Below are 3455 nucleotides of genomic sequence, written 5' to 3'. Positions count from 1 at the left end.
CCGCTGCAAACTGGCGTAAAAAGCCTACCGCTATTACGCAGCGCTGCGATATATGGCCCCAATGCGGGTGGTAAATCTAACCTGATCAAGGCCATGGCGACCATGCAGCGCATGGTGGTCAATGTCAGCCAGCTGCAAGATTTACTGCCGGTGACGCCGTTTAAATTCAACGAACAAAGCGCACAGACCCCAACGGAATTTGAAGTCACCATTATTGTTGATGGGGTGCGCTATCAATACGGTTTCAGCGCGACTGCGCAGGCGGTGCAAGAAGAGTGGTTATTCGCCTTCCCCAAAGGGCGTGCGCAACTTTGGTTTGAGCGCTCCCTGCAAGCGAGTGGCCAATATCATTACAATTTTGGCGATAAACTCAGTGGCGATAAAGAGGTATGGCAGCGTGCGACTCGTGCAAATGCGCTATTTTTAACCACCGCTATTCAACTTAACAGCCAGCAGTTATTGCCGATATTTAATTGGTTTGCCAAGACGCTGCGGGTCATCGGCGTGCAGGGCTGGGCGCCGCATTTTTCCATTGCCTGTTGTCAGGATGAACGTAAAGAGCAGATAGTGGATTTTTTACGCTCTGCCGATTTTGCTATCAGCGATATCCACGTGCGGGAAGAAGATTTTTCTCCAGAGTATTTACCCACCGAATTACCCGGTAAGATGCGATCATTTTTGGAATATGAGTTGGCAGGCAAAAAAGAGCTGCGTTTAACCACGCTGCATCAGGGCGACCAAGGACAGGCGGTGGAGTTAGATTTTACCGATGAGTCAGACGGCACCCGCAAAATGTTCAGTGTCGCCGGCCCTTGGCTTGATTCACTTAGTCAAGGCCATGTGCTACTGATCGACGAGCTGCACGATAATTTACACCCAATGTTGGTGAAGTTTTTGGTGCAGCTCTTTCATAGTCCGCAGAGCAATCCTCACCAAGCCCAGCTGATTTTTTCAACACACGAGACCGCCATTCTCAACCAAGAAGTGTTTCGCCGCGATCAAATCTGGTTTTGTGAGCGCGATGCCACCCAGAGCACGCAGTTATATTCGCTGACCGATTTTAGTCCACGCAAAGGGGTGGATAATTTAGAGCGGGCGTATTTAGCGGGGCGTTATGGTGCGTAACCCTTTTTGCGTGATGTGCAGCAAAAATTTGGGGCTCACTGAATTATGACAAGACAACCGCGCTCCTCCCGCGACCTAAAACGTCCACAGGCCAAACGTGAGCCCTATGACCGCGTGTTAATTGTCTGCGAAGGGAGTAAAACCGAGCCCACGTATTTTAACGAGTTAAAAGCGCATTATGGGTTGAGCTCGGCCAATATTGCCATTACGCCGGCAAATGGATCGGATCCGATGTCAGTGGTCAATTTGGCCAAACAACAGCAACAAAAAGAGCGTAAGCAAGGCGATAAATACGATCGCGTGTATTGCGTGTTTGGTCGTGGCTAACGCATTAATATGCGAACTCAGCTGTAACCCAATAGCCGTTTATCTAAGGATGAGTAAGATGAAACTAGTGCTAGAAAATATCGGTGCGCTACAACAGGCTGAAATTACGTTAACGCCGCTGTGCGTGCTCGCTGGTGAAAACGATAACGGCAAAAGCACCGTCGGCAAGATTGTGTTTTGTATCATTAAAGCGATGAACCGTTATCGCGAAGATTTGCAAGAGTCCAAAGAAGCGCTAATCAGCGATAAATTAGATGAGATCTATTTTTTCTTACGCAAACATGCAGCAACCCAGTCCGCAGACATTCGCGCATTATTACGCTCTTCAGGGATGTTGTCACGCGCTCATCAACATAGCATACCGATGCTGGATACCCTGATAGAGGATGCGCTCACCAAAGTGCCATTCACACCGGCGGTATTAACCGAGCTGCAATCTCTGCGCGACGCGTTGCAGGCGATTATCGAGCAGCCCGAAGATTTACAGCAATCGATTGAAAATGCCTTTAATAAAGCATTTGCCGCGGAGTTTGATGCCTCTCTCTTGCGCCATGGGGCGAGTGACGGGGTGATTAAATTATTGGAAGATGAACTGGTTTTAATTCATTTGCATGTTAATGCCACTGGCGTGAGTTTAGTCGGTGAGGTTGAACCGTTAAGCCTAAAAGATGCCACCTTTATTGATAGTCCACTGATTTTAAATCAGCATGATTTACTGATCCGCAGTCAAACACTGCTGGATATAGAACAACGCCGTGCCGGATTACCCTATACCACGTTACATACCAAAGATCTGTTTAATAAACTGATTGCACCACTATTGCCTGTGGCGCAAATCGCACCTGAAACGGCGTTGCTGCTCGCTGAAATTGAAACGTTGATCACGGGGGAAATCAGCTATGAACGGCGTGATCGCGATTTTGTTTTTCAGCGAGGCACCGAATCTATTTCAATAAAAAACACCGCCAGCGGTATTAAGGTGTTTGGTTTACTGCAAATACTCCTAGCCAATGAATTCATTCGCAAAAATACGGTGCTGATCCTTGATGAGCCAGAAAATCACCTGCACCCCAAATGGCAGCTTAAATTAGCCGCCATGTTGGTTAAATTAGTCGAGTGCGGCGTGCAGGTAGTGATCTCCTCCCATAGCCCGTACTTAATCGAAGCGTTAAAACGTGGCGTTGATCGTACTGGCTTGAGCGAGCAAACCCGTTTTGCGCTGGCACACGACGCCTGCATTACCGATGAAGATCGCCTAAGCGATATTTTCAGCGTGTTAGCCGAACCGTTTGAAGAATTTAGCCATATGGATGCCGAGGATCTGCGCGGTGAATAAATACAACTTAAAGGAGTTTTTAGCCCACCAATTAGCGCCGTTTGCTTCGACGTTAAAGGCTACCAGTTACGATGAACAGCACCAAACCTATTTGTGCCGCGATGAAAGCTGTGCGCCGGTATATGATTTCGATGCCTATGTAAAAGAACGTTGTTTAAAACCTACGCCCGCCTCACCGGATGCTATTTATATTGGCCATAAAGATTTGTATTTTGTCGAATTTAAAAATCAGCGCGCAAATGATGTCGATAAAGAACAAATGCAGCGTAAATTTATCGCTGGCACCAAAGTGTTAAACCAGTTGTTAACCGACTTTGCTGCCAAAGATTGTCGTTTTCATTTTTGTGTAGTGGTGAAAAGCCAGCCTAAACCTAAATTTATGGATGCACGTCATATCGGAAAAAGCGTTGTGCGCTATGGACTAGCTGAATTAAACTATGCGCACGGTAATTTTTATGACCGAATTTTTAGCGAAGACGTCGACTTTTATCGCCGCCAATTTAGCGCCTTGTGTTGTGGTTGATTTAATTTAGGGAAAGTGCGAACAAGTCATTGTTGTGAGATCATTGGCCCACTTGATATCAGGGATGAGGTTCAGCATGAGTAACCAACAAGCCTTCACGGACGGCGAGCTCAATGGCAAACGTCACAAAACCCGTAAAGAGAT

Annotated in this window: 4 protein-coding genes; all 4 read left to right on the top strand. The window is 47.0% G+C overall.

The features are described 5' to 3' along the window. The coding region (locus tag ACRCZA_RS07630) for an AAA family ATPase (protein ID WP_438673855.1) at positions 1-1125 on the top strand (1125 nt) is incomplete at its 5' end. Between the two features lie 45 nt (positions 1126-1170). Then, positions 1171-1452 carry an RloB family protein gene (locus ACRCZA_RS07625; protein WP_438673854.1) on the top strand — a complete coding sequence of 94 codons (282 nt, stop codon included), beginning with the start codon at positions 1171-1173 and terminating at the stop codon, positions 1450-1452. Between the two features lie 58 nt (positions 1453-1510). Then, entirely contained in the window at positions 1511-2788 is a 1278-nt protein-coding gene (locus ACRCZA_RS07620) for an AAA family ATPase (protein ID WP_438673853.1), read from the top strand. After that, positions 2781-3311 (top strand): hypothetical protein, encoded by a 531-nt coding sequence (locus ACRCZA_RS07615; RefSeq protein ID WP_438673852.1) that lies wholly within the window; start codon positions 2781-2783, stop codon positions 3309-3311. The genes ACRCZA_RS07620 and ACRCZA_RS07615 overlap by 8 nt, the downstream gene beginning before the upstream one ends. Positions 3312-3455: the final 144 nt, after the last annotated feature.

The sequence above is a fragment of the Shewanella sp. genome (assembly GCF_051658185.1).
Lineage (GTDB): Bacteria > Pseudomonadota > Gammaproteobacteria > Enterobacterales > Shewanellaceae > Shewanella.
This window is presented reverse-complemented; position numbering and strand designations above follow the sequence as displayed.